Below are 5,462 nucleotides of genomic sequence, written 5' to 3'. Positions count from 1 at the left end.
GTGACAAGGTCAACTACCTCACCGGCGAGGAACTCGCGAAGCTGCTGAAGACCTGCCGTGAGCACTTCCCTACATGGCATCCGTTCGTGCTTTCGCTGGCGATGACCGGGGTCCGGATCGGTGAGGCGGTTGCGCTGCAGTGGGGTGACATCGACTTCGTCGGCCGGTTCGCCGAAGTGAAGCGCAACTTGGTCGACGGGAAGCTCACGACACCGAAGAGCGGCAAAGCGCGGCGGGTGGATCTGTCAGCACGGCTGACGGAGAGCCTGAAGGCGTTGTGGGTGGACCGAAAGAAAGAAACGCTGCGTCGCGGCTGGGGTGAAGTGCCGGCGTGGGTGTTCATCAACGAAGCCGCCAAGCCGCTCGACCCTGACAACTTCCGTAAGCGGGTATGGCCGAAGATTCTGCCGAAAGCCGAGCTACGCACGATCCGGATTCACGACCTGCGGCACACGTACGCTTCGCTGCTCATCGGGCAAGGCCAGAGCCTCGCGTACGTGAAGGACCAAATGGGGCACCACAGCATCCGGGTCACCGTCGACACCTACGGGCATCTGGTGCCGGGCGGAAACAAAGCCGCAGTTGACCGGCTCGACGCCCTCTTGGCACAACCGACCGCAACCCAGCCGCAACCTGATGCTGAGCCGGCCGCAACCAAAGTCGCTAAGTGATTGAAAAGCAAGTGGAGCCGATCGGGATCGAACCGACGACCTCTAGAGTGCGATTCTAGCGCTCTCCCAACTGAGCTACGGCCCCACGCCGATGGCGAAACGACAACGCAGAAGGCTTACACAACTCGCGCCAGCGCCGCAAGGGCAACCCGAAGGGCAAGCGGAAAGCACCCCCGTGGTTTGACTGGCCGTTCGCGACTCCCTACAGTTCCCTGGCATGTCGATCTCGGGTGCAGAGCATTTCGTGTGCGTGCATGGCCACTTCTATCAGCCGCCGCGCGAGAATCCCTGGTTGGAGGCGGTTGAGGTGCAGGACTCTGCCGCGCCGTACCACGACTGGAATGATCGGGTCACGGCGGAGTGTTACGCCCCCAATGCCGCCGCGCGCTGGCTCGACGAGCAGGGCCACATCGTCGCCTTGCGGAATAACTACAATCGCATCAGCTTCAATTTCGGTCCGACGTTGCTGGCGTGGATCGAGCAGGCCCGGCCCGATCTGTACGGCCACATCCAGCACGCCGACCGCGCCAGCGCGCGCCACTTCGGCCGCGGTAGCGCGCTGGCGCAAGTGTACGGGCACTGCATCATGCCGCTCGCCAGCCCGCGAGACCAGCAGACACAGGTGCGCTGGGGCATCGCCGATTTCGTGCACCGCTTCGGCCGCGTGCCCGACGGCATGTGGTTGCCCGAAACCGCCGTCGATCGTTCCACGCTGGCGGTATTGGCCGAGAACGGTATGCGCTTCACGATTCTGGCCCCGTCGCAGGCGGCGCGCCTGCGCTATGACGGCCGCCAGTGGGAGGAGGTGCACGACGGCCGCATCGATTGCCAACGCCCTTACCGCTGCGCCCTCGGCCGGGGACTCGAGATTACGGTGTTCTTCTATGACGCCGAGATCTCCCACGCCGTGGCCTTCAGCGGTCTCCTGAATGATGGCCGGGAGTTCGCCCGACGCCTCACCGCGGCCGCGCTCATCCCCCCGGCAGCACCTGACGCCCCACCCCGGCTCGTGCACATCGCCACCGACGGCGAATCGTACGGCCACCATCATCGCTTCGGCGAGATGGCGTTGGCGGCCACCATCGAAACCATCGAGCGCGAAGCGCAGGTCCGGCTCACGAACTACGCCGCCTATCTCGACCGCGTCGCTGTGGTCGACGACGTCGAGATCCGCGACAACTCCTCGTGGAGCTGCGCCCACGGCGTCGAGCGCTGGCGCGCGGATTGTGGTTGCCACAGCGGCGGCCATCCCGGCTGGCAGCAGGCGTGGCGGGCGCCGCTGCGGCAGTCCTTGGACTGGCTGAAGGCGCAGCTCGATGCGATCTTCGAACAACAGGGCGGGAAGCTGCTGCACGACCCCTGGGCGGCGCGCGACGCCTATGTCGCCATCATCTTGCGGCGCGACCCTGAACGGCGCGATGCCTTCCTGCAGCGCCATGTACTGGCCACACCGGACAGCCGCGCCCGCACTCGCATTTGGAAACTGCTCGAAATGGAGCACTACGCGCTCCTGTCGTTCACCAGTTGCGGCTGGTTCTTCGACGAGCCGTCGGGCCTGGAAACCACGCAAGTGCTCAGCTACGCCGCGCGCGCCCTCCAGCTTGCCAGCCACCTGGGCACCAATCTGGAACCAGAGTTCCTGCGCCGGCTCCAACTGGTCCACAGCAACTTGCCGCAGTACGGCGACGGCCGCCAACTGTATCGGCAGCTGATTCGTCCCCAGATCACCGACAACAGCCGGGTGGCAGCGCACTACGCCATGAACTCGCTCTTTACCCCAACGGAGCCGAAGACCCGCGTGTACGCCTATCGGGCCACGTCGGAGGATCGGGTGCTCGAACGCAGCGGGGATACCGTCTTCGCCATCGGTCGCGCCCATCTTCGCAGCGAAGCCACGGAGGAGAGCAGTGACTTTACCTACGCGGCGCTCCACCTCGGCGGGCACGACATGCATTGCGCCGTGGCGGAGACGACAGCCGACTACGCGCCGCTCAAGGCCCAGCTGCTGCAGACCTTTTTTTCCGAGCCGTTGAGCGAGCTGGTACGCGGAATCGATCACGCGCTGGGCGGCGCCTTTTACACCCTGCGTCACCTGTTCGTTGCTGAACGGCGCCGCATCGTCGATCACCTCATGGCGCAGGTGATGGCGGAATACAGTGCCGACTATGAACGCATTGTGAGCAATAATCGCCGCTTGCTCGATTTCCTGGCACAGGCAGGCGTGCCGCTGCCACCGGAGCTGGGTCTGGCAACCGGGTTCGTGGTGCAGCGCCGCCTGGAGCAGGCGGTGGCCAAATTCGTTGCCGGAGCGGAAAGGGCCGAGGCCGCATTGGCGGTGTGGGCCGACGCCCAACGCTGGGGCATCGTGCCAGCGTTGGGCGCCATCCAACTCCTGTTGGAGCAGGCGCTGGTGCGGGCGGTCGACGCAGTGGCCCGAGGCGATGCACACGGTGGTGTGACGCGAGCCCACGCCGTCCTCGATTTCGCCGAGAGCCAGGGACTGATGCTCAATCTGTGGGACGCGCAGAATCATTACTACGCCGTGGTCAGAGCTGCCGGCGATGAGCAGTGGGACGCTGCCGCCTTCGCCGAGCTGCGGCGCTTGGGCGAACGACTTTCCTTCCGCTTGCGGGAATGGGACACCCTGGCGATCAGGGCGGCTTGACCCTGCGTCCAGCGTTAATGGTACAGTAGGACCGTGATCCCCTTGCCCGGAAGGATGTGGGCGCAGCGCCAGCCGTGCCGTGAGCGCCATCTCGTGAGCCGAGCCGAAGGCAGGTCCCGAGCGCAGTCGAAGGGAAGTCGTCACGGTTCTCCGTGAGGGAACAGAAGGGTGCGAGATGTCACAGATAGATATTGAATCCGTTTTGCAGGAAAAGCGCGTGTTCCCACCACCGGCGGAATTCACGGCCGCGCATATTGCGAGCGCCGCCGCGTACGAAGGCTGGGCGCGCCTGGCGCAGGAGGACCCGGACAAGTTCTGGGCCGAGGTCGCGCACGAGCTGGACTGGTTTTCTCCCTGGCAGTCGGTGCTCGAGTGGAAGACGCCGTTTGCCAAGTGGTTCGTGGGCGCCACCACCAATCTGGCGTATAACTGCATCGACCGGCACCTCCATTCGTGGCGGCGGAACAAGGCCGCCATCATCTGGGAAGGCGAGCCGGGGGACAGCCGCACCCTGACCTATCACGACCTGCACCGCGAAGTGTCGCGGTTCGCCAACGTGCTGAAGCGCCTCGGTGTCAGCAAGGGCGATCGGGTGGGGATCTATCTGCCGATGATTCCCGAGGCGGCCATTGCCATGCTCGCTTGCGCGCGCATCGGCGCGCCGCACAGCGTCGTCTTCGGCGGCTTCAGCGCCGAGGCGCTGCGCGACCGCCTGAACGATGCCCAGGCCAAGCTGGTGGTGACGGCCGATGGCGGCTACCGTCGCGGCACGGTGGTGCCGTTGAAGGTCAACGTCGATGAGGCCCTGCGCGACGCCCCCTCGGTCGAGAACGTGGTGGTCGTCCGCCGCACCGGCGAAACGGTATCGATGAAGGGCGGCCGCGATCGCTGGTGGCACGACCTGATGGAGAAAGCCGACGCGGTGTGTGAGCCGGAGCCGCTGGATGCGGAGCATCCGCTGTTCATCCTCTACACCAGCGGCACCACCGGCAAACCGAAAGGCGTGGTGCACACCACCGGCGGCTACATGGTGCACAGCTACATCACCAGCAAGTGGATCTTCGACCTGACGGACGAAGACACGTTCTGGTGCACGGCCGACATCGGCTGGGTGACCGGCCACAGCTACGTCGTCTATGGCATCCTGGCCAACGGCGCCACCACGCTGATGTACGAGGGCGCGCCGAATCATCCCGAACCGGACCGGTTCTGGAGTATCATCGACAAGTACGGCGTCAGTATCTTCTACACGGCGCCCACTGCCATCCGCAGCTTCAGCAAATGGGGCCGCGAGTGGCCCCGCCGTCACCGCCTATCGAGCCTGCGGCTGCTCGGGACCGTCGGCGAGCCGATCAATCCCGAGGCGTGGATCTGGTATCACGAAGAAATCGGCCGGCAGCGCTGCCCGATCGTCGACACCTGGTGGCAAACGGAAACCGGCGGCATCATGATCTCACCGCTACCCGGCGTCACGCCCACCAAGCCGGGCTCCGCCACCCGGCCGTTCCCCGGCATTGTGGCGGACGTCCTGACGCGCGAGGGCGGGCCGGTCGGCGCCAACCAGGGCGGCTTTCTGGTGATCAAGCGACCATGGCCGGGCATGCTGCGCACCATTTACGGCGATCCCGACCGCTACGTGCAGCAGTACTGGAGTCAGATTCCCGGCGTGTATTTCACCGGCGACGGGGCGCGGCGCGACGAGGACGGATACTTCTGGATCATGGGCCGTATCGACGATGTGGTGAACGTTGCCGGACATCGGCTCGGGACGATGGAGGTGGAGAGCGCACTCGTCAGCCACCCGCTGGTCGCCGAGGCGGCCGTGGTGGGCCGTCCCGATGCGCTCAAAGGACAGGCGGTGGTGGCCTTCGTCACCCTGGAATCGGGGCACAAGCCGACCGAGGAGCTGCGTTTGGAGCTGCGCGAACACGTTGCCAAAGAGATCGGCGCCTTTGCCCGTCCCGACGACGTGCGTTTCACGGAGACGTTGCCCAAGACCCGCAGCGGCAAGATCATGCGCCGCCTGCTGCGCGACGTGGCCGCCGGCAAAGAGAGCGTCGGCGACACTAGCACGCTGGAGGACCTGTCGGTCCTGGCCAGGTTGCGTCAGGAAGAGGAGTGAAAGC

At 65.4% G+C, this 5,462-nt stretch carries 3 protein-coding genes and 1 tRNA gene; 3 read left to right on the top strand and 1 reads right to left on the bottom strand.

Annotated elements, in window-relative coordinates:
• Positions 1–671 (top strand): site-specific integrase (locus VF515_09735; GenBank protein ID HEX7407915.1); only part of this gene is annotated, 671 nt, incomplete at its 5' end.
• A 12-nt stretch (positions 672–683) separates the two neighbouring features.
• Here VF515_09735 and VF515_09730 read toward each other — a convergent pair.
• Positions 684–756 (bottom strand) — tRNA-Ala (locus VF515_09730).
• A gap of 132 nt (positions 757–888) precedes the next feature.
• Between VF515_09730 and VF515_09725 the strand changes: the two genes are divergently transcribed.
• Both VF515_09725 and acs read left to right on the top strand, forming a co-directional pair.
• On the top strand, positions 889–3,336 hold the full coding sequence (locus VF515_09725) for a DUF3536 domain-containing protein (GenBank protein HEX7407914.1): 2,448 nt from the start codon (positions 889–891) through the stop codon (positions 3,334–3,336).
• 175 nt (positions 3,337–3,511) lie between these two features.
• Positions 3,512–5,458, top strand: a complete 1,947-nt coding sequence (gene acs / locus VF515_09720) for an acetate--CoA ligase (protein ID HEX7407913.1) — start codon at positions 3,512–3,514, stop codon at positions 5,456–5,458.
• The last annotated feature ends 4 nt before the right edge of the window (positions 5,459–5,462 follow it).

The sequence above is a fragment of the Candidatus Binatia bacterium genome (assembly GCA_036382395.1).
Lineage (GTDB): Bacteria > Desulfobacterota > Binatia > HRBIN30 > HRBIN30 > JAGDMS01.
This window is presented reverse-complemented; position numbering and strand designations above follow the sequence as displayed.